Below are 20,541 nucleotides of genomic sequence, written 5' to 3' on the forward strand. Positions count from 1 at the left end.
CGCCGCGGGGGGGTAACCAAGAGACAGGGGTTGACGCCATGTCAACGGCCGTTCACATGCTGCCGGAGCGCCGCCACCGGGACCCGTCAGTGGTGGTTGATCCGGTAGCCAACGCCGTGGACCGTCTCGATCCACTGGGGACGGGCGGGGTCCTGTTCGGTCTTGCGCCGCAGGCGCCGGATCAGCGTGTCGACCGTCCGCTCGCTGACGTCCTCGACATCCCGGTTGCTGATCACTCCGAGCAGCGTGTCACGGCTGACGGGTTCACCACCGGCATCGAGCAATGCGGCCAACAGGCTGAATTCGCCGGTGGTGAGCTGCACCGGTTCACCCTCGGCATCCACCAGGGTGCGGCGGATGAGATCCAGCCGGTAGCCGGCGAACTGCAGCACCGGCGCCACGCCCTGGCCGTTCGCGCTCTGCCGTCGCCGCAGTACGCTGCGCACCCGGGCGAGCAGCTCCCGCAGGTCGACCGGCTTGGTCACATAGTCGTCACCACCGAGTTCCAGCGCGGCGACCCGGTCGAACTGGCTGTCACGGACGGTGACGAAGATGATGCCGGCATCGGAGCGCTCCCGCGTCTCCAGAGCCAGGGTGAGGCCATCGACGTCAGGCAGTCCGATATCCAGCAGAACCAGGCCCGGTGCATCATTGGCCAGCAGTTCACGGTACTCCTGGCCGTTGGCGGCGCGTAAGGCACGGTATCCCTCCCGCTCCAGGTAGCTTGCGATGAGCTCGCGGTTCTCGCGCGCGTCGTCGACCACAATCACTGTGTCGTAGTGCTGCAAGGGTGCTCCTCCTCCTCAACCAAAACCAACACGGGGGCGGGCCTGTGGATCATGACCCGGCCAGCCTGCGGTTCAATACTGTCAGTTCGCTGTCCAGCGCGGCGATGAGCTCACGGCCGTCGCCATGGAGGCCGGCGTCCGCCGCACCGTTGACAGCCCGGGCCAGGGCTTCCACGTGATGCAGGCCATAGTTCGCGGCGCTGCCCTGTAACCGGTGTGCCACCTCGCGACACTGCCCGTGATCGCCGTCCGCAAGGGCACTCTCCAGCTCCTGCCGCATGGCGAGAAGACTGTCACGGAGGATGCCCAGCAGGCGCTCGAGCGTCACCGCCCCGACCCGTTCTTCCAGCTCCGCCCAGCGCGCATCCATCTCGCTGGCAGACGCCTCCACGGGCTCGACGACGCCACCGCCGCCGGTGAGAAAACGATAGAAGGCGTCCAGATCGAGTGGCTTGGTGAGAATGCCGCAACCGCCGGCTTCAAGGAACGCCCGGTGCTGTTCGGGGGTGTCGTCCGCGGTGAACGCCACCACGGGGAGGCTGGTGTTGCGCCCCTGGGCAGCCAGCTGCTCCATGGCGCTGACGCCATCCATACCGGGCAGCCGCAGGTCCAGCAGAATCATGTCGAATACCTCGCCAGCCGCAACCGCATCAAGAGCCTCCCGCGCCGTGGCAACGGCGGTGACGTGCTGCCCTTCCGACGCCAGGATCTCCCGGACCGTGGCGCGATTGATCGGCTCATCATCCACCAGCAGTATCCTGGCGCCCACCGGGCGCGTGGGCGGCGCATCCGCGACGACACTGCCCGGAACCACGGCCTCGAGCGGCAGGTCGAGAATGAACCGGGACCCCTCCCCCGGGGTTGACGTGGCATGGGCACGGCCGCCCAGGTAACGCGTCAGGCGCCCGACAATATAGAGGCCCAGGCCGGCGCCGGGCGAGTCCGCCGAGTGGTAGAATGCGTCGAACACCCGTGCGGCATCATCCCGGGACATGCCGCGGCCGGAGTCTGCAACCACGAAGCGATACCACCCTTCGCCCCCCTGTTCCATCGTCAGGGTTATTCCGCCGGAATCCGTGAACTTCACCGCATTATCGAGAAGATTCATGAGCACCTGGCGCAGCTTGGGGATATCGCCGCACAGCTCGTCCGGCACGGCGTCATCCACTTCGCCCGTGACCGTGAGATTCAGCGCCGCCGCCCGCGGACGCACAAGCTCCACGAGGTGATCCACCAGGTCACGGGGCTCGAACGGCTCCTGCCGCAGCGGCTGCCGCCCGGCTTCAACGCCGGACATGGTGACGATATCTTCCAGCAGCGTGACCATCTCGCGCCCGGTGCGCTGGACCAGGATCAGGCGCGGCTCGGCGGACGGGGGAATGGCCGCCTCGCGACGCAGCAGGTCGATCTGCCCGAGCATGCCATGCAGGGGCGTGCGGATTTCGTGGCTCAGGACGGCCAGCAGCCGACCTTTCTCGGTAGCGTCCCGGCGCGCCTCGTCACGGGCACGCTCCAGGGACTCCCGCGCCTGGACCAGGTCATGGATATCGCTCTGGGCCGCCACCAGGCGGATCGGGCGCCCGCTGCGGTCACGCACCACGCAGGCCCGCACCAGAACCCACAGCCATCCACCGTCGCTGCGACGGACCCGCAGTTCCCGTGCAGCGATGTACTCCGGGTTGCGTCGGGCGTCGTCGAAATCCTGCCAGGCGGTGTCACGGTCCTCCGGGTGGACCATGGCCATCATGTCGTCGATGCTCTCCACGTGCAGCCGATCCATTCTGCGCGGGTCGTAACCGAGCAACGACCAGTAGCGGGACGACCCATGGAAACGCCGGGTCGTGAAATCCCACTCCCAGGTGCCGACACCACCGCCCTCGGGCCAGATCTCCGACAGCCGCCGCGCGGTGACGTCGATGAACGTGCAGACCCAGCCACCGTCCGCCCGCCGGTGCCCGATGATTTCGATCACCTCACCCCCGGGGAGAGACACACGCCGTGTCCGTGCCCCGGTGAAATCGGGGCCGGGAATCATGTCGTCAACCGGCGTATCGGCGCCGAAGGTCACCTGGAGCCCCTCGACCAGCGCGGGGCGACTGCGCCGACGCAGCGCGGCCTCGTCGATGCGGAACATCTCGACGAACGCCGTGTTCCAGGCCTGCGGACTGCCGCTGCTGGTGGTCGCGAGCACGGCTGGGGCCATGCTCTCAAGGGCGCCGTCGAGCAGGGCGGACTCCTGGCGCAGCGCCGCGGTGCGGTCGGCAACCTGGCTCTCCAGCGACCGGGTCAGGTTCCACAGGGAGTCGGAGAGGCGCCGGTTCTCCTCGATGGCGTCGAACACGCGGCCACCGACGGCCACGCCGTGCATGGTGAGAAAAGCCAGCATTCCCGGGACGATGAGATTGGTGGATTCCAGGGCCCGCATCGCCACCAGGGCGTCGTTGACGGCGGTGGCCCCGAGTACGACGGCGCCGGCCAGCACGACGCGGGCGCCGGGCCGGCGGTTCAGGACGGCACGCCCGACCGCAAGCAGCAGCAGGAGCACACTGGCAATGACGAACACCGCCGTTGCATCGCGCAGCGCGGTGAACACGGCCGGCGGCAACAGCACGGTCAGCGCAAGCAGTGCGGAGACGGTAACGACGCCCCATTTCACCGGTTGCCAGAGGTCGCGCGGGAACAGGCTTCCCACCAGTAGCGCGTACACGCCCGGCAGCAGGAAGGCAGGCAGGTAGTCGGCACGGAGGATCATGCCGGGTGTCATCCAGGGGAGCTGGTGGAGCAACCCGCTTACGGCGGCGAACCGCAGGGCCACGATCAGGATCAGCCCCACGAACAGTGCCCCGGGCATCGAGATCTGCCGCCACCCGCCGAGGGCGAGCAGGTAGACGGCCAGCCCGCCCATGCTGCCGATTGCCAGCAGCGCCCAGGACCAGTCGATCTGCGCCTGACGTTCCATGGCGCGCGCGTCTCCGACCCGGATCGACCGGTCGATCCCCCCTTCGTAGTGGAAGTGGTTGGAGACGGCCATGCGCAGCTCCACGGCTTCGCTGTCGGGTAGCGGCACGCGCACCGCGCTGAGATCCGGGCGCTCGGACGCGGCATCCGCGGCTGGCACCCCCCTCGTCGCCACGGTCCGGCCATCCAGTTGCACCGTGGCGGCGGACTTGATGTTGTGGATCTCCAGGGCAAGGGGGACATCGGTGCGCGGCAGGAGCAGGCGCACACGCAGCACGGCATGCCCCGAACCATCGCGCTGCTCGCCGGCGATCACACGGCCGTTCCAGACGCCGGGCACCGCGAAGGGCTCGAAATCATCGCCGCCCTCCCAGGCGATCAGCCAGTCGCCATCCAGGGCGATCTCCCCCTGCCCGGGCTGCCACTGACGGAGATCGATCACCCCGGGCTCAGGGTTCGCCGGTGCCGCCGCGGCCGACGGCAGCAGCACCAGGGCTGCAACCAGCAGCCCCGCCGCCCACATCCAGACTCCGCCCCGCCGGCACCCGGTCATGTCCCGCACACCCCGTGTTGTCCCGTTTGTGCTGGTCCGGGTGACCCGGACCACAAAAGGTCATAACCGTAGCACGTCGCGGCGCCAGGTCAGGCCCCGGTGCTCTCGGGCCCGCCCCTGCGTGGTCACGGCGGATCGGGTGTGGCGGCGTGTACGGTCAGGGCGTGGCCGGCTTCTTCCGCCCAGGCCTCCAGGGCGCGCCTGAGGGACTGCTGGGCGGTGGGGTCACCGTGGACGAGATGAATGGTGTGCGGCGGCCTGCGCATGCGGCGGACGAAATCCACGAGGCCTTTCTGGTCGGCATGGGCGGAGTAGCCGGAGATAGTCTCGATGCGGGCCCGGATGGTGTGGCGCTCGCCGTCGAGGTCGACCCAGCCGCCGTCGGGGCCGTGCTGCTGGATGGCGCGGCCGGGGGTGCCGGCGCCCTGGTAGCCCACGAACAGCACGCAGTGGCGCCGGTCGCCCAGCATGCGCTTGAGGTAGTTCACCACGCGCCCGCCGGCCGCCATGCCGCTGGCGGCGATGACCACCGCCGGGCGCCCCGTGCGGGCGAGGTAATCGACCGTCTGCAGGTGTTCATCGTGGTCGTCGACGGTGTAGAGGTTGTCGAACGCCAGCGGGTGGCGGCCGGCGCGCAGGCGCTTGTGGGCCTCGGCATCCCAGTGGGGTTTGAGGTCCCGGTAGACGGCGGTGAACCGCGCCGCCAGCGGTGAGTCGACGATGATCTCCAGATTACGCCAGTCGGTGCCGTCGCTGCGCACCGGGGCGTTGTGGATGAGCCCTTCCAGCTCGTAGAGCAGCTCCTGGGTGCGGCCGATGCTGAACGCCGGGATGATGACGGTGCCACGGTTGGCCAGCGCCCGGTCGATGGCGGCCTTGAGGCGCTGGCGCCGGTTGCGGCGGTCGTCGTGGCGGCGGTTGCCGTAGGTGCTCTCCAGCACCAGGCGGTCGGCGCGATACGGGGGCTTCGGGGCGGGCAGCAGCGGTGCATGGGGCGCGCCCAGGTCGCCGGAGAAGACGATGCGCTCACGGGTGCCGGCGGTGTGGTGGGCGATGTCCGCCTCCACGTAGGCGGAGCCGAGAATGTGCCCGGCGCGCTGGAGGCGGACGCGCACGGTATGGCCGGGGTCGTCCAGCACGGTGTGCCAGGTGTTGTAGTCGATGGGCGTGAGGCGCTCGTCCACCACGTCGAGAAACCGCCGGATCATGCGCTCGTCGCGGGTGAAACCGATCTTCAGGGCGTCCTCGATGACCAGCGGCAGCAACCGCGCGGACGGCACGGAACAGATGATCGGCCCCTGGTATCCGGCGGCGAGGAGGTACGGCAGCCGGCCGATGTGATCGATGTGCACGTGGGTGACGACCATGGCAAGCAGGTCGTGTACGGGGAACGTGACCTGGTGCTGCTCCAGGGTGTCATCGCCAGCGGCGTCTTCGCCCTGGAACAGGCCGCAGTCTACGAGCAGCGCCTGATCCGGCGTGATCTGCAGACGGTGGCAGCTCCCGGTAACGCCGTCGGCGGCGCCGTGGTGGGTGATACGTGGGAGATCCATTTCCCGATTCCTTTTTATTTGTGTTGATGATGGTTCGATGGTGGACGTGAACGTCCACCCTACGGGTCAGTGTCGCGGTGTCCGGGTTGGGATGGTTGACGTGAACGTCCACCCCGCCGGATCGGCGTTGCGTGTGTCGCGGTGCCCGGGTTGGGGTGGTGGACGTGAACGTCCACCCTACGCGGCCACGGGCGTGGTTGTTGGATTAGGGGGCGGTTGGTGGACCTGAAGGTCCACCCTACGGGTGCTACGCTTGGGCCGAGCGGGTCAGGCGATCAGTCCGTCGAGCTGGTTGTCCGCTTTGACGGGAAAGCGCTGCGTTTCTTTCACGAGGTTGACCTCCAACGCGGCACGGGCGGTCTCCAGTTGAGTCCTCTCCAGAGCATGCCCTTTGCGCTGCGCCAGCCATTCGAGCACTTCGGCGAGGTGCCAGATCGATGCACTGCCGCCGTGCACCGGCGGAGGAAAGCTATCGCCATGGCTGAGCATGAGTTTTCGCACGTACTGCCTGGAGGTGCCGAGCACGAGCGCGATATCGGTGACTCCGACAAAATCCGGCGCGGCCTCAATGAGTTTGGCTCCCGGGACGGCTCGTTTCACGTCCCGCAGCGCAGTTGCTACCGCCTCCCAGGCACTGGAGGCGTCGCGGGTAAACTCCAATGCAATCCGGCCCGGCACGCCGGTACCAACCAACGCGTCGTCACAGCCTGCTTCAGCCAGGCGCTCGACCAATGCCTCCGGATCCTCACCGGCGTTCGGAAGCTGATACGTCAGGGTGAACGTGTACTCGCTCATGATTCGTCGCCTTCCATCCTACGCGCTCCGCCGCTGCAGTTATCAATGACTCGCCGCAAGGCTCGCGCATGATTGGCCGGGTTCTTTGGCGTGCTCCAAATACTGGTAATGCAGAATTCGCCGCAGCGGCATTCGGAGTCGTTAAACGGACAATACATTCGCCCCCACGCATGGCCTTTTCGGGTCGTCCTAATAGTCCAACCGCACTCTTCCGCATGTGCCAGCGCATCTTCAATTTCCTTCCGTGGATGCTTTGATCTGTCCATAGTCCGTTATTGAGTATGTGGTTGGTCAAAATGGTTGTCAAGTGACAACCACCGTTATATTGATAGCGGTCGGGATGGTGGACCTGAAGGTCCACCCTACGTGTGTGCCGGACCGGTTGCCGATTCGTAGGGTGGACGTTTACGTCCACCATTCAACATCCCACTCAAGACCGACTTATCGCCTCTTCGGGCAAGGTGATGCGCTGGGACTGCTGCATGACGTCCAGCAGCACGATGACCCGCTCTTCGCCGTTGCGCGCCTGGAACAGGCCGTGATAGCCGGCGAACGGCCCCTGGGTGATGTGTACGGGCTCGTCGGGCTTGTAATCGGTGGTCTGTGTGAGGTCGATACAGCCCGTCTCCGGGTCGAGTTGGCCGGTGAGGGTTTCAATGACGCAGGACGGCACCGGTGCGGGGTAGGCACCGAAACGCACCAGCCCGAGCACGCCGCGCGTGGAGCGGATCGGCGCCCAGTTCTCGGTGCTGTCGTCGAGTTCAATGAACAGGTAGCGCGGGAACAGGGACTCGGTGACGGTCACCATGCGGCCGCCGCGCCGGCGGCGTTGCCGGAGCATGGGGCGGAAGACGTGGAAGCCCTGGTTGTTGAGGTGCTCCTCGGCGCGGGCGTCTTCTTTCGCCTTGCATTGGACGGCGTACCAGTTCTGCATGGTCGATCACTTTCGGCTGTGATGGTGGACCTGAAGGTCCACCCTACGCGCTTGATACGGCGATTCTAACAGGACCGTCGGGTGGAGGTTTACGTCCACCCTACGGGCTACGAGTTCGGCCGTGCCTCGGGGTAACCGTCGGGTGGATGTTTACATCCACCATCGTTCCAACACCACGTCATTCCGTGTTGCGCTTGAACCGGGCGAGCTGCTTGCGGTCGTGTTTGTCGGGGCGGTGTTTGGGCAGGGGGAATGCGGCGTTCTGGGCCTTGAGCTGCTCGCGGGTCTCCTCGCGGCGGGCGATGCTCTCGGAGGTTTCCTCGTAGAGGCTCTCCGCCACTTTGGCGGGGCCGCGCTTGTCGGAGAGGTCGCGCACGATGATGTGAAACTCGTAGGCATCCTTGCGCACCCGCAGCTCGTCGCCGGGGCGCACGAGTTTGGCGGGCTTGGCGCGGCTGTCGTTCAGCTCCACCTTGCCGCCCTGGATGGCTTCGGTGGCCAGGCGGCGCGTCTTGAAGAACCGCGCCGCCCAGAGCCATTTGTCCACGCGGACGCCGTCGTCACTCATGCATCGACACGGGCCTGCAGGCCGTAACCGCCGTAGATGTAGTCGGTGAGCTCGGCGATGCGGTGCTCCTGGCCATCCACCACGGCACCGATCAGATCGCGCACCGAGATCATGCCCACCAGGGTGTCGCCGTCCATCACCGGCAGGTGCCGGCAGTTGCGCGTGTTCACCAGCACCATGGCGTGCTGCAGGGTGTCGGACGGGCTGATGACCACCACGTCGCTGGTCATGACATCCGACACGGGCGTCTGTGACGGATCGCGGTGGCTTTCCACGACACGGCGCAGCACGTCGCGTTCGGTGAAGATGCCTGCGAGGCGGCCGTTATCCATCACGGCGACACAGCCCACGTGGGCCTGGTTCATGGTACGGACTGCGTCGGCCGCGCTGGCGCTGACATCCACGGTGTGGATATCGCCAGGGCGCTTGGCGAGCAGAGTGCTGACGGGCTGATCCATGGACTTCACCTCCCCGGCGGTGCCGGTTGTTGTTGGCTTTTGTTGGTGCTTCAGGCCTGGTGCAGCGCCTCCTGCGCCACGATCAGGCCATCTTCGTCAGCATACAGATACTGACCGGCGCGGATGGTAATCCCGGCAAATGTCACCGACACATCCCGCTCGCCGACACCCTTTTTGACACTCTTGAGCGGATGGGTGTTCAGTGCCTTGACGCCGATATCCATGGTTGCGATGTCGGCGGAGTCGCGAATGCAGCCGTAGACCACGACACCGTTCCAGCCATTGTTGATGGCCAGCTCGGCGATGTTGTCGCCCAGCAGGGCGCAGCGCATGGAGCCGCCGCCGTCCACCACCAGCACCCGGCCCTCGCCGGGCTCGCTCAACGCCTCGCGCACCAGGGAGTTGTCCTCGAAGACCTTGACCGTGCTGATCGGGCCGTGGAACTCGCGCCGGCCGCCGAAGTCGCGGAACATGGGGCTGGCGATACTGAGGTTGTCCGAATGGTCGTCGCACAGGTCGGTTGTTTTCAGGCTCATGGATCCCCCGGTTTTTGCGGTATTCTCTGGCTCAGGCGCAGCGGCCGCGGGTCCTCCCGGCGCTCGCCCATGAGTCTCAGTAAGGTAAGAAACCTGCGCCGAAATGTCACCATCGCAAGGGTGACACGCGTTTGACAGGCCCTTGGGCCATCGCCACCATCCGGCCGCCTGCGGCCTCACTCTGCACGGAGATCCGGCTTCATGACGCTGCCTGCCGACGCCATTCCATCGGACGACCTGCGCTCCCTGCTCCAGGGCGCGCGGCGCCCCATTCTGCTTGGCGTGGCGGGTGACAGCGGTAGCGGCAAGACCACGTATACCCACGGCATCCGGCGGCTGCTGGGCAACGACATGGTCACGTCCATCCCCCTGGACGGTTACCACCGGGAGGATCGTGCCCAGCGGCGACGCAGTGGCCGCCTGCCCCTGGACCCGGCCAACAACCATCTGGACCTGGTGGAGGAACACCTCCGCGCGCTGCGTGCGGGCAAGCCGGTGGAAGTGCCGGTGTACAACCACCAGACCGGCTGCTTCGACGCGCCGCAGATCGTGCGCCCGGCGCCGGTGGTGGTGATCGAGGGGCTGCACGCGCTGTATCAGCACCTCCTGCCCCAGCTCGATTTCGCGCTGTACGTGGACACCGACCGGGACGTGAAGTGGCGCTGGAAGTTCGAGCGCGACGTCTCCTACCGCGGCCACGATCCGGCCGAGCTGGAGAACGAGATCCAGCGCCGGGAGGCGGCGTACAAGCAATGGATCGACTTCCAGAAGACCAGCGCCGACGTGGTGGTGAAGATCCACGAAAGCGACCTGGGCGAGCTGGCCCACCAGCAGTACGACGGACCGGTGCCGGACAACTGCTACCACATGGAGATCGTGACCGCGCCCGTGAACCTGCACCTGCCCGCCCTGCACCTGCCCATGAACCTCAACGCGGCCATGGAGGCGGATGCACGGCCGTTCATGCTGGCGATGGTGCCGAGCAGCTACTGGGGCAAGCGGGTCAACGTCACGCACATCGACGGTGTGACGCCCATTGAGGCGATCCAGCAACTGGAGGAGGAGATCATGGCGCTCACCGGCATCGCGCGGGACCTTGATTCCTGCCTGGTGAGCGACGAGGCACAGAACTCCACCATGCGGCTGGCCCAGTCCCTGGTGGCGTGGCCGTTCCTGGGCAAGGTGCGCTGCCTGCTCAGCCAGTGGCAGCACGAGGACCTGGGCTGAGCATGGGCCGGCTGCTGCTCGCGGCCACGGGCGCAGGGCTGGTGGTGGCAGCCTACGTGGTGCTGCTGTACGGGTTTTTCATCTGGATCTGGCCCGTTCTGCCCGACTGGGCGATGCTGATCGCGTTCGTGCTCATCGCCGCCGCCGTGATCGGCTCGCCCATCATGGCGCTCAAGTACTACGGTACGGTACGCTCGGCGGCGCGCAGGGCGCGCGGAGACCATACAGAGGACGATCGGCGATGACGGATGCCAAGGACCCCCGGGATCTGGCCGCGCTGCTGGCAGCCGCGGCCGACGCCCAGGCAGAGGCAACGAAACGGCTGGACGAGGCCCGCGCCCGCGAGGCCGACCGCCCGATAAGCGGCGATCCGGCGCTGCTTACCACCGTTGCCGAAGTGATTACGGCCATCGCCCGGCAGACGGACACGCGGGGTGTGCTGGAGCGCATGGCCGGCGCGGCACGGCGAATGATGCCCGCGGCCGGCTGCATCGTGCTGCTGCGTGCGCCGGAAGGCGGTGGCGCCAACCTGGCCGCCTACTGGGACGCCGACGCACTCTGGATCGAGGGCGCCAACCGCCCGCAGACCATGCCCGATGCGCTGGAGCGCATCAGCCGCGGCGACACCACCCCCACCCTGCAGCTCGACCTGGCCGGCGCAGGCGTTGCCGTGGGTGAGTTCCGCGTGTGGCTGGGCGATGACAGCACGCAGGAGGCGGACACCGCGTCCGCGCATATCGTGGCGGAAGCGGCCGGCCTCGCCCTTGCCGGCCTGACCCTGCAGACCAATGCCCGCCATCGCTCGGTGCGCGAGCCGTTGACCGGGCTGTTCAACCGCCGCTACCTCGAAGACACCCTGCAGCGGGAGATCCACCGCTGCAAGCGGGTAAAACGCCCGCTGGGGCTGATCCAGCTGGACCTGGATGGCCTCTCCGCGTTCAACCTGGAACACGGCCGCACCGCCGGTGACCGCCTGCTCCAGGCCGTGGGCGGACTGCTGCAGTCGAGCTTCCGCGGATCCGACGCCGCGTGCCGCATCGACGATGACACCTTCGTGGTGGTCATGCCCGACGCCGACCTCAACGACACGCGGCTGCGCGCCGAGCATCTGTGCGATCAGATCGCGGCGCTGGAGGTGCCCCTGGGGCAGCAGATCATCCAGGGGGTGCCCGCCTCCGTTGGCGTCGCCGGTTACCCGGATCTCGCCATCACCGCGGATGAGCTCATGCTTGCGGCCGACAGCGCCGTGCAGCTTGCCCGGGGCGCGGGCGGCAACACCGTGGAGATCGCACAGCGGGCGGGGTGAATCGGTAGGCCCCGGTTCGGTTTGGTGGACCTCAACATGGCGGCACCGGTTTGCGGTACACTCCCCGGCCCATTCCGCCGCCACCTTTCCTCCATGCAACGGAATCTGCTGCTCGGTGCCCTGTTCATCGTCATCTCCGAATTCCTGCTCGCGAGCATGAGCGCGGCGGTGAAGGTGCTGGCGGAGACCATGCCCGAGGCCATGCTCGTGTTCTTCCGCAACCTCTTCGGCCTGGCGGTGCTGATGCCGCTGGTGCTGCGCAACGGCTGGGCGAGCCTGAAGACCACCGTGCCGCATCTGCACTTCATGCGCGCGGCGGTGGGTGTGGCGGCCATGTACTGCTTCTTCTACACCATCGCGCACATGGCGCTGGCGGAGGCGCTGCTGTTCAAGCTCACGGCGCCGTTCTTCATCCCGCTGATCGCGCTGCTGTGGCTCTCGGAGACCATCCCCAACAGCGCCAAGGTGGCCATTGCGGTGGGGTTCGTCGGGGTCGCGTTCATTCTGCAGCCCGACGCAGAAGGCATTCAGCTGGTGGCGGTCGTGGGCCTGCTCGGCGCCTTCCTGGCAGGGCTGGCCAAGGTAACGATCCGCCGCATGAGCCGCACGGAGCCGGCGGTGCGCATCGTGTTCTGGTTCGGCGCGTTCGCCACGCTGATCTCTGCCGTGCCACTGCTGTGGACCTGGCAGACACCCGAACCGCGCGCACTGCTCTGGCTGCTGGGCATGGGGCTTTGCGCCACCACCGCCCAGTTGCTGCTCACCCGCGCCTACGCCCTGGCGCCTGCCGGGCAGATCGGGCCATTCACCTACGTGTCGGTGGTGTTCGGCGCCCTGTACGGCTGGCTCTTCTGGGACGAATACCTGGACACGCCCACATTCATTGGCATGCTGCTGGTGGTGCTGGCTGGCATACTCACCACGCGCGGTGGCCCCCGTGCGCCGGCCACCCGATCCACTAAGGAGACCTGACACCATGACGGAACGCATGCAGGTGGATTACCTGCTCACCTGCGAGGCGGACGAGGATGCCGACGCCAAGGCCCGCGGCATCGCCCTGGAGCAGACCGTGGAGCTGCCGGACGACTGCGTGCCCGATGCCATCCGCGAGCGGCTGGTCGGGCGGGTCGAGCGGCTCGATCCCCTGCCCGACCGCCGGTTCCACTGCACCATCAGCTTCGACAGTGCGCTGTTCGGCGGTGAGCTCACGCAGCTGCTCAACACGCTATTCGGCAACATCTCGCTGAAGGACGGCATTCTCCTCACGGACATCCGCTGGCCCGACAGCGTGCTGGACACCTTCGGCGGGCCGGCCCACGGCATGGACGGCATCCGCCGGATGACCGGCGTGCCGCGCAACCAGGGGCTGCTGTGTACGGCGCTCAAACCCGTTGGGCTCAGCGCCCACGCGCTGGCGGAGCGGGCCTACGCGTTCGCCCGCGGCGGCATGGACATCATCAAGGACGACCACGGCGTGGCCAACCAGGTGGACGCGCCGTTCGCCGAGCGTCTTGCCGCCTGTCAGGAGGCCGTCACCCGCGCCAACGCGGAGACGGGAGGCAACAGCCTCTACTTCCCCAATGTCACCGCGCCGTGGCCGGTGCTGGAGGAGCGCCTGCAGGCGGCGAAAGACGCCGGCTGCCAGGGGGTGCTGATCAGCCCGTGGCTGACCGGGCTGGACGCCATGCGCTGGGCGCGGGACCACTTCGGCCTGGCCCTGATGGCGCACCCGGCGCTGACCGGGAGCCATTTCCGGGCGGAACACGGCATCTCGCCGGAGCTGTTGCTGGGCGATCTGTTCCGGCTTGCCGGCGCCGATGCGTCAATCTACCCCAACACCGGCGGCCGGTTCGGGTTCGGTCTGGCCACCTGTGAGGCGATCAATCACCGCCTGCGCTACACCCTGGGCGGCCTGCCCGCCGCCGCGCCCGTGCCCGGCGGCGGCATGGATGCGGCTCGCGCCCGTGGCTGGCTTGACCAGTACGGCACCGATACCATATTGCTGATTGGAGGGAGCCTGTATCAGCAGGGCGACCTCACCGCCGCCACCGAAACGTTGCGGACAGCGATCGGGCGGGGGTGAGTACCGAGTACCGGTGGACCTGAAGGTCCACCCTACGCGGGCCAGGGTCAGCAATGTTCATGCGGTGGACGTAAACGTCCACCCCACGCGGGCCGGGTGCAGGCCCGTAGGGTGGACCTTCAGGTCCACCACGCCCGAAGCCAGGTCCCGTCGGGTGGGTGTTCACATCCACCACCCGTTTCACGGGCGGCACGGTGGCCGTAGGGTGGACGTTTACGTCCACCATCAGTCGCCCCCGACCCAACGCCGGATAAACCACGCAACGGAATCACCATGGCCAGAATCGTTCGCGCAAAAGACTACCGCTGGGATGTGCCGGTAAAGGAGTACAAGACCGACGGCACGGGCTTTAGGGACATTCACCGGCAAACGCTGCTGGGCGAAAACGACGGCGAGGAGCGGCTGAATTTCATTACCCGCTATTTCGAGATCCAGCCGGGCGGCTATTCCTCGCTGGAACACCACGAACACCCTCATTCGGTAGTGATCATTCGCGGCACCGGCGAGGTGGTGCTTCACGATCGGGTGGAGCCAATCGGCCTTCACGATTGCGTCTACATTGCGCCCCATCAATGGCATCAATTCCACGCCACCACCGATGAGCCATTGGGGTTTCTCTGCATTGTCGACCGGGAGCGGGACCGCCCGCAGGTGCCGGACGAAGACGACCTCAAGGCGTTGCGGGAGAACCCGGAAATCGCGAAGCGGATCAAGGTTTGATCGTGTGAATGGTGGACCTGAAGGTCCACCCTACGCCGGGCGGGTCACGGGACGTGGGCCCGGTGCCCTGGAAGCCCGCGTAGGGTGGACGTTTACGTCCACCATCAATCCCGCGCCATGATCCATCCACCGAGCGCTGTTACTCGAACTCCATGCCGACCACCGTCGTCGGCTCCGATGCACCCCAATCCGGTGGGTACCACCCTCTTTCCACGGCCCTGTGAAAACTGCTGTGCGGCCACGCGCCGGGGTGGGCGACCAGGCCATGCTTCACCGGGTTGTAGTGAATGTAGTCCTGATGCCGCCGGAAGTCGTTGTCATCGCGAATGAGATGCTCCCAGTACCGACGCTGCCACACGGGTGCACCGCCGGCCCGGCGGGCGTATTCACCGGGGACATCGGGCTGCGACTGGGTGAACAACGCCTTCAGGACTTTCCACCGGCGCGGATAATCGCCGTCGTCCGGGGGCAGCGTCCAGAGTGCGTGGAGATGATCGGGCAGGACGACCATGGCGTCGATGCGGAACGGATGCGCCTGTTGGGTGCGCCGGAGCGCGGTGCGCAGTCGCTGGATGTTGGCGTCACTGGTGAACAGCGGAAGGCGGTCGTGGGTGACGACGGTGAAGAAATAGGTGCCACCCGGCACCCGGGCGCGACGGTAGTGGGACATGATCGGCCTCCTTGCCAATCGTTGATCCGGTTTGTTTGGAGAAAAGGTTATTCGATGGTGGACCTGAAGGTCCACCCTACGGGGCGAGGTGGATGTGGACGTGCATCCGGCGGGTTACGGGGCGTTGCCGGGCTTCCACTTGATGCTGCAACCCATGCTCGGTGTCTGCTCGGGGTCGACGTCGGTGCCGGTCAGCACCGCAGTCGCCGCGGCGCGGAGATCATCCCCGGTGACGGGCACGTCGTTGCCCGGGCGGCTGCCGTCGAACTGCCCCTGGTAGACCAGCTCGCGCTCGCCGTCGAAAAGGAAGAACTCGGGCGTACAGACTGCACCAAACCTGTGCGCCACTGACTGGTCCTCGTCGTGGAGATACGGGAACGGGTAGCCCACCCGCGCCTTCTCCCGCTTCATGGCATCGAAACTGTCGTCCGGGTAACGCTCGGCATCGTTGGCGTTGATGCCGACAATCGCGAGGCCCCGGGGCATGTACTCCCGGGCGAAGCTGGCGATCTGCAGGTTGATGTGGCGCACGAAGGGGCAGTGGTTGCACATGAAGATGACCAGCAGGGCGTCGTCGTCGGCGAAATCGGTGCTCGCGACGATGTTGCCGTCGGTATCCCGGAGTCGGAACGGGGGCAGCGGTGTACCCAACGGCATTGTCCCGGACGTCTTGGCGACCATCGAGTGACTCCTCTACCGGTTGAATCGGTTTCTCTGGTGGACCTGAAGGTCCACCCTACGTGGCGGGCCCTCTTTTGGTGGACCTGAAGGTCCACCCTACGGTTCCTACTGAAGGTCCACCCTACCCGGTGGCCAAGCCGTAGGGTGGATGTTTACATCCACCACCATCCACCGTTAAGCATGGCACGGACAAACGGTTTTCGCCGCCGGGAACGAAAACGGCCCGGCCATGAATCATGACCGGGCCGCCGTATTGAGGATGGAACAGCGTAGGGGCTTATTCGTCCTCTTCTTCCAACTGTGCTTCCTGCACAAGGTTGAGAAGCTTGTCGAGCATACGCTCACCACGCTCGCCCGTCATGTCGACGAAGGTCTGACGCACGGGGTGGGCGAGTTCGGCGAACGCGTCGCGCTCGTCCTGGCTCAGCTCAATGATCTCGATGTCGCTGTTTTCCTTGATGGTCTCCAGGCGATCGGTATTGAGCTCCTGCTGCTTGTCGTGGATGTACTCCACCAACTCCTCACGGGCCTCGTGGATGATCTCCCGCTCCTCGTCGGAGAGGCCGTCCCACCAGTCACGGTTACCCATGAACGTGGCGATGAACTGCGCGTGGTTGGCGAAGATCATGTAGTCCTGCACTTCGTAGAAGGCCATCTCTTCGTGGGCGAACACCGGCTGGATGTTGCCCTCGGCCTGGCCAAGCTGCAGGGCGGAGTAGAGCTCGCCGTACTCCACGGTCACCGGATCCGCCCCGTAGGCCTGATAGGTTTCACGGAGCAGGCGGTTGTCCATGGTGCGGATTGCCAGGCCGCTCATGTCGTCCGGCGTGCGGATCTCCTGGTTGGCGGTCCAGACCTGCCAGCCTTCCGGCACGACGGCAATGGGATGCAGGTCGCGGTCACGGAAGGACGCCTGGAAGTCGTCGTCCATGAGGAAGTCGTCGGAGTTCAGCACCTGGGTGTTGAGCCACTCGTCGTCGGAGAGCACGAAGTTCAGGCTGAAGATCTGGCTCTCGGGCACGGTGCCGCCGAGAAAGCCGGAGCCGAACGCCAGCTGGATTGCGCCACTCTGGGCGGCATCGTAGATGTCAGTCAGGCCGCCGAGCTGACCGTAAGGGTAGAGTTCGACCGTGATGGCACCGTCGGATTTTTCGTCCATGAGCTCCGCGAACTTGGCGGCATACTCGTACTGAACGCTGCCCTCGATCTCTTCGAGGCCAAACCGCCAGGTCTGGCTCTCGAATGCCGCGGCCTGCGTGCCTGCCGTCGCAAGGCCAAGCGCCACCGCTGCACAGAAACTGTTTCTCCAGAGCATCAGTACCTCCCGCTTCTACGTTAGTGTTGTCTCCAAGGGATTTAGCTGCGATCCATTTGTAACACTAACACAGCGGAAAGGGCTGTCTATCCTCCCCCCCGACCCCGGAATTGACGGCAGTGATCGCACCACAAATGGGCTGCAATGCACCCCGGTGGGGCGCGCGGCATTAAAGGCTGAGCAAAGTGTGCAAAGTGGTTCAAGTGCGTTATTGTCAAAAGGGTGTCACCGCCAAACAACCAGATCACGGGGGCGCCATGGGTGCTGCTTCACCAAGGCAGATGCGACCACGATCACCGGTCGAGCAGGTGATCCGGGCAATCGACCGCACGCTGGAGTACATCGAAGTCACGATCGTCGCGGGCTCGATCATTCTCATGGCCCTGATCATGGTCACGCACGTCCTCGGCCGCATGATGTTCCGCATTGGCGTGCCCGGCCGCACGGAAGTCACCGAGCTGCTCATCGTTCTCATCACCTTCGTCGGCGTAAGCTACGCGGTCCGCCGGGCACGTCACATCAGCATGTCAGCCATCTACGACACGCTGCGCGGCCCTGCCCGCAAGACCATGATCGTCCTGATCTCCGTCGGCACGGGTGCGCTGCTGTTCTACATGGCGTGGGAGGCAGCCGGTTACGTGGAAACCACTTACAACCGCGGTCGCTCCACGTCGGCCCTGAACATCCCGCTGTGGATGATCTACATCTCCATGCCCATCGGTTTCACGCTGGCGGGCATCCAGTACTGGCTGACAGCCTTCCGCAATCTGACGTCGCCCGAGTTCTACCGCTCGTTCACGGAGCTCGAGGGTTACGACGAAGTGCCGGATGCAGCGCAGCAGAGTGAAGAACAGCCGAAACAATAGCCTGCGGACAGGAGCGCGGCGCATGCGGCCAACCCCCGACTTCACAAGAGGGCACGCGGAATGCTGACTTGGATGGTCATCCTCATGGTGGTCCTGCTGCTGATGGGCTTCCCCATGATGGTGCCGCTGCTGGCGGCCACGCTGTTCATGATGTTCACGGACATGACCTTCTTCGGCCCGGACCAGGGCGTGAGCTGGATGTTCTCCGGCGTGGAACAGTGGGTGCTGGCCGCCGTGCCCATGTTCATCTTCGCCGCCGACATCATGACCAAGGGGCATACGGCCAACCGGCTGCTGGATCTGGTCAGCGCCTTCGCCGGACACCTGCGCGGCGGCCTGCCCATCACCACGGCGGCAAGCTGCACGCTGTTCGGCGCCGTCTCCGGCTCCACCCAGGCGACGGTGGTCGCCATGGGCGGCCCCATGCGCCCGCGGCTGCTGAAGAAGGGCTATTCCGACAACTTCTCCCTGGCGCTGATCATCAACGCCAGCGACATTGCGCTGCTGATCCCGCCGAGCATCGGCATGATCGTCTACGGTGTCATCGCCCGCGGCGCGTCCATCGGCGACCTGTTCATCGCCGGCATTCTGCCGGGCCTGATGATTCTGGTGATGATCTCGGTCTACTGCTACGTGTACTCGCGCATCGCCGGCATCGAGCCGGAGGAGCGCACGTCGTGGCCCGGCCGGTTGAAGGCCCTCAGGGGCGCCATTCTGCCCCTGGGCTTTCCGATCATCGTCGTGGGCGGGATCTACACCGGTACGTTCAGCCCGGTGGATGCGTCGGCCATGGCCGTGCTGTACGCCTTCATTCTGGAGGTGGTGATCTACCGCAAGGTGAGCCTGAAGGATATCGGTTCCATCGCCCTGTCCACCGGCATGATCACCGCTGTGGTGTTCATCCTGGTGGCCATCGGCTACGCCTTCTCCCAGGCGCTGTCCACGGCGGGCATTCCGCAGCAGATTCTCACGCCCATCGTGCAGACCTTCGGCGACAACCAGTACGCGGCGCTGGCCCTGATCGCCGTGGCCTTCTTCATCGGCTGCATGTTCGTGGACCCGATCGTGGTGATCCTGATTCTCACGCCGCTGTTCCAGCCGCTGGTGCAGGCCGCCGACCTGAACCCGGTGCACGTGGGCGTGATCGTCACCCTGCAGGCGGCCATCGGCTCGGCCACACCACCATTCGGGTGCGACATATTCACGGCCATGGCCGTGTTCCGAAGGCCCTACTTCGACGTGATCCGCGGCACGCCGCCGTTCATTTTCATTCTGCTGCTGGCGACGGTCATCCTGATCATGTTCCCGCAGATTTCGCTGTGGTTGCCGTCCATGGGGGCGCAGTAGGTCGGTGAGGTGGGGGATGGTGGACCTGAAGGTCCACCCTACGGGTGATCCGGGTCACACGGCGTCGTCCGGCGTAGGGTGGACATTTACGTCCACCATCCCGACTGCGGCCCCGCCGCCGTCACCCCTCGGTGGCCACGCGGTTCTGCAACATCTTGGTCACGCGGTACACGCTCTCGAGATGCGGCACGTCCACGCCGTGGCTCTCGGCGGCACGGATGACGTTGCCGAGGATCGCCTCCACCTCCATGGGCCGGCCGTTGAGGTAATCCAGCGCCATGCTGTTGTGGTACGGCGGCATCTTGCGGGTGCCACCGATGCTCTTCACGGGCAGCTCCTCCGGCATGGGGTGTCCGGCGGCGGCGGCCACGTCACAGACCTCCTGCATGAGCGTGACCATGAAGTCCTCACCACCCGGGGCGTCGAGGATGGTCGTGGTGGTGGCGCCGCCGGCGATCACGGACACCGGGTTGAACGCCGCATTCCACACCGCCTTGCGCCAGCGCTCGGTGACCAGATTCCCGGACACGGGGCACTCGATGCCACCGGCGGTCAGCAGCGCTGACAGGCGCTCGGCCGCGTTGCCCGCACCGGACGGGTATTCGCCGATCACGAGGCGGCCATAGGCCTTGTGCTCCGCCTGGGCCTTGCCCGTGCGGCTCACCGCAACGAAGGCGAGGCCGCTGACCAGCGGGTTGTCCGGGAAGGCTTCGTGGATGGGGCGCTCGATGTCGATGCCGTTCTCCACCAGCACGATGACCGTTTTCGGGCCCACCGCCGGGCGAATCAGGGCCGCACGGTCCAGGTCGTCCAGTACCTTGACGCTCAGCAGCACGAAATCCGGCGCCTCGGCCACATCCTCGACCCGTTCGTGGACTGCCGCCGGCCGGAACGTGAGATCGCCCATGTCGCGGCTGTGCAGCCGGAAACCGTGGTCGCGAATGACGTCAGCCTCGGAGCGGCTGACCACCTCCACCTGCGCACCACCGCGGTGCAGGATGGCGCCGTAGAAGCTGCCGATGGCGCCGGCGCCAACGATCAGAACGCGGGGTGTGGTTTCAGGCATTGGGTTCTCCTCGTCAGATTTCAGGTGTTATGTGTTGTTTTATGGTGGACGTGAACGTCCACCCTACGGCTGTGTTTCGGTACCGTGGCTTATTCTGGTGGACCTGAAGATCCACCC

20 protein-coding genes are annotated in these 20,541 nt (G+C 66.0%); 8 read left to right on the forward strand and 12 right to left on the reverse strand.

The features are described 5' to 3' along the window. Positions 1-86: 86 nt before the first annotated feature. The 8 genes from BMZ02_RS08545 to rraA form a co-directional block, all read right to left on the reverse strand. Entirely contained in the window at positions 87-788 is a 702-nt protein-coding gene (locus tag BMZ02_RS08545; protein ID WP_091642250.1) for a response regulator transcription factor, read from the reverse strand. A gap of 49 nt (positions 789-837) precedes the next feature. After that, entirely contained in the window at positions 838-4,269 is a 3,432-nt protein-coding gene (locus BMZ02_RS08550; protein WP_171909866.1) for an ATP-binding protein, read from the reverse strand. Positions 4,270-4,424: 155 nt separating this feature from the next. Then, positions 4,425-5,852, reverse strand: coding sequence for an MBL fold metallo-hydrolase RNA specificity domain-containing protein (locus BMZ02_RS08555; protein ID WP_091642256.1), 1,428 nt, complete (start codon positions 5,850-5,852; stop codon positions 4,425-4,427). 267 nt (positions 5,853-6,119) lie between these two features. Then, positions 6,120-6,647, reverse strand: a complete 528-nt coding sequence (locus BMZ02_RS08560) for a helix-turn-helix transcriptional regulator (RefSeq protein WP_091642259.1) — start codon at positions 6,645-6,647, stop codon at positions 6,120-6,122. A 430-nt stretch (positions 6,648-7,077) separates the two neighbouring features. Further along, positions 7,078-7,581: a transcription/translation regulatory transformer protein RfaH gene (gene rfaH / locus BMZ02_RS08570; protein WP_091642265.1), complete on the reverse strand. Its 504-nt coding sequence runs from the start codon at positions 7,579-7,581 to the stop codon at positions 7,078-7,080. Between the two features lie 178 nt (positions 7,582-7,759). After that, positions 7,760-8,149, reverse strand: coding sequence for an RNA-binding S4 domain-containing protein (locus BMZ02_RS08575; protein WP_091642268.1), 390 nt, complete (start codon positions 8,147-8,149; stop codon positions 7,760-7,762). Continuing rightward, positions 8,146-8,607 carry a CBS domain-containing protein gene (locus tag BMZ02_RS08580; RefSeq protein ID WP_091642271.1) on the reverse strand — a complete coding sequence of 154 codons (462 nt, stop codon included), beginning with the start codon at positions 8,605-8,607 and terminating at the stop codon, positions 8,146-8,148. The genes BMZ02_RS08575 and BMZ02_RS08580 overlap by 4 nt, the downstream gene beginning before the upstream one ends. A gap of 50 nt (positions 8,608-8,657) precedes the next feature. Beyond that, complete coding sequence (gene rraA / locus BMZ02_RS08585; protein ID WP_091642274.1) at positions 8,658-9,143, reverse strand: ribonuclease E activity regulator RraA; 486 nt, start codon at positions 9,141-9,143, stop codon at positions 8,658-8,660. A gap of 201 nt (positions 9,144-9,344) precedes the next feature. On the opposite strand from rraA, the gene BMZ02_RS08590 reads away from it, so the two are divergent. The 6 genes from BMZ02_RS08590 to BMZ02_RS08615 all read left to right on the forward strand — a co-directional run bounded on the left by BMZ02_RS08590 (position 9,345) and on the right by BMZ02_RS08615 (position 14,479). Continuing rightward, positions 9,345-10,370: a phosphoribulokinase gene (locus tag BMZ02_RS08590; protein WP_091642276.1), complete on the forward strand. Its 1,026-nt coding sequence runs from the start codon at positions 9,345-9,347 to the stop codon at positions 10,368-10,370. A 2-nt stretch (positions 10,371-10,372) separates the two neighbouring features. After that, complete coding sequence (locus BMZ02_RS08595) at positions 10,373-10,615, forward strand: hypothetical protein (protein WP_091642279.1); 243 nt, start codon at positions 10,373-10,375, stop codon at positions 10,613-10,615. Further along, the gene (locus BMZ02_RS08600; protein ID WP_091642280.1) at positions 10,612-11,676 is read left to right on the forward strand and encodes a GGDEF domain-containing protein; all 1,065 of its coding nucleotides are present in this window, start codon (positions 10,612-10,614) and stop codon (positions 11,674-11,676) included. Before BMZ02_RS08595 ends, BMZ02_RS08600 begins: the two co-directional genes overlap by 4 nt. A gap of 93 nt (positions 11,677-11,769) precedes the next feature. After that, positions 11,770-12,648, forward strand: a complete 879-nt coding sequence (locus BMZ02_RS08605) for a DMT family transporter (protein ID WP_091642283.1) — start codon at positions 11,770-11,772, stop codon at positions 12,646-12,648. A gap of 4 nt (positions 12,649-12,652) precedes the next feature. Continuing rightward, positions 12,653-13,759 carry a RuBisCO large subunit C-terminal-like domain-containing protein gene (locus BMZ02_RS08610; RefSeq protein WP_091642286.1) on the forward strand — a complete coding sequence of 369 codons (1,107 nt, stop codon included), beginning with the start codon at positions 12,653-12,655 and terminating at the stop codon, positions 13,757-13,759. A 273-nt stretch (positions 13,760-14,032) separates the two neighbouring features. Further along, entirely contained in the window at positions 14,033-14,479 is a 447-nt protein-coding gene (locus BMZ02_RS08615; protein ID WP_091642289.1) for a cupin domain-containing protein, read from the forward strand. 139 nt (positions 14,480-14,618) lie between these two features. Here BMZ02_RS08615 and BMZ02_RS08620 read toward each other — a convergent pair whose 3' ends face one another. From BMZ02_RS08620 to dctP, 3 genes are all read right to left on the reverse strand, one after another. Then, positions 14,619-15,149 carry an REP-associated tyrosine transposase gene (locus tag BMZ02_RS08620; protein WP_091642292.1) on the reverse strand — a complete coding sequence of 177 codons (531 nt, stop codon included), beginning with the start codon at positions 15,147-15,149 and terminating at the stop codon, positions 14,619-14,621. A 114-nt stretch (positions 15,150-15,263) separates the two neighbouring features. Further along, positions 15,264-15,830 (reverse strand): thioredoxin family protein, encoded by a 567-nt coding sequence (locus tag BMZ02_RS08625; protein ID WP_091642295.1) that lies wholly within the window; start codon positions 15,828-15,830, stop codon positions 15,264-15,266. A 277-nt stretch (positions 15,831-16,107) separates the two neighbouring features. Further along, positions 16,108-17,145, reverse strand: coding sequence for a TRAP transporter substrate-binding protein DctP (gene dctP / locus BMZ02_RS08630; protein ID WP_091642297.1), 1,038 nt, complete (start codon positions 17,143-17,145; stop codon positions 16,108-16,110). 257 nt (positions 17,146-17,402) lie between these two features. On the opposite strand from dctP, the gene BMZ02_RS08635 reads away from it, so the two are divergent. Continuing rightward, entirely contained in the window at positions 17,403-18,011 is a 609-nt protein-coding gene (locus tag BMZ02_RS08635) for a TRAP transporter small permease (RefSeq protein ID WP_245753990.1), read from the forward strand. A gap of 60 nt (positions 18,012-18,071) precedes the next feature. Continuing rightward, positions 18,072-19,358: a TRAP transporter large permease gene (locus BMZ02_RS08640; RefSeq protein ID WP_091642300.1), complete on the forward strand. Its 1,287-nt coding sequence runs from the start codon at positions 18,072-18,074 to the stop codon at positions 19,356-19,358. 121 nt (positions 19,359-19,479) lie between these two features. Here the strand turns inward: BMZ02_RS08640 and BMZ02_RS08645 are convergent, their stop codons facing one another. Further along, positions 19,480-20,424 (reverse strand): ketopantoate reductase family protein, encoded by a 945-nt coding sequence (locus BMZ02_RS08645; protein WP_091642303.1) that lies wholly within the window; start codon positions 20,422-20,424, stop codon positions 19,480-19,482. Between the last annotated feature and the right edge of the window lie 117 nt (positions 20,425-20,541).

It is taken from the genome of Aquisalimonas asiatica (genome assembly GCF_900110585.1).
Lineage (GTDB): Bacteria > Pseudomonadota > Gammaproteobacteria > Nitrococcales > Aquisalimonadaceae > Aquisalimonas > Aquisalimonas asiatica.